Origin of the sequence: Streptomyces sp. NRRL B-1140 (assembly GCF_001280065.1) — a bacterium.
Classification (GTDB): Bacteria; Actinomycetota; Actinomycetes; order Streptomycetales; family Streptomycetaceae; genus Streptomyces.
Map to the genome: position 1 here is coordinate 1 of NZ_LGEA01000176.1, position 712 is coordinate 712.

The 712-nt window shown below is 71.3% G+C and carries 1 protein-coding gene; it reads left to right on the top strand.

Features of this window, described 5'->3' with window-relative positions; all coding sequences use genetic code 11:
• On the top strand, positions 1 to 712 hold a 712-nt coding region (locus ADK65_RS36535; RefSeq protein WP_324614337.1), incomplete at both ends, for a vitamin B12 dependent-methionine synthase activation domain-containing protein.

A 712-nucleotide genomic window follows, 5' to 3' on the forward strand; every position in this document is an offset into this window, starting at 1 on the left:
CACCGTGATCATGAAGGAGAACCTGGAGGAGCTCAACCAGCGCGGCCTGGCCTCCGGCTACCCGGTCATCCTCGGCGGCGCCGCCCTGACCCGCGCCTACGTCGAGCAGGACCTGCACGAGATCTACGAAGGCGAGGTCCGCTACGCCCGCGACGCCTTCGAGGGCCTGCGCCTGATGGACGCCCTGATCGGCGTCAAGCGGGGCGTACCCGGCGCCAAGCTGCCCGAGCTCAAGCAGCGCCGGGTGCGGGCGACCGCCCCGGTGGAGGTGGAGGAGCGCCCGGAGGAGGGGCACGTCCGCTCCGACGTCGCCACCGACAACCCCGTGCCCACCCCGCCCTTCCAGGGCACCCGCGTGATCAAGGGAATCCAGCTCAAGGAGTACGCGAGCTGGCTCGACGAGGGCGCCCTGTTCAAGGGCCAGTGGGGTCTGAAGCAGGCCCGCACCGGCGAGGGCCCGTCGTACGAGGAGCTCGTGGAGAACGAGGGCCGGCCCCGGCTGCGCGGTCTGCTGGACCGGCTCCAGACGGAGAACCTGCTGGAGGCGGCCGTGGTCTACGGCTACTTCCCGTGCGTCTCCAAGGACGACGACCTGATCATCCTGGACGAGCAGGGCAACGAGCGCACCCGCTTCACCTTCCCGCGCCAGCGCCGCGGCCGCCGCCTGTGCCTGGCCGACTTCTTCCGCCCCGAGGAGTCCGGCGAGACGGAC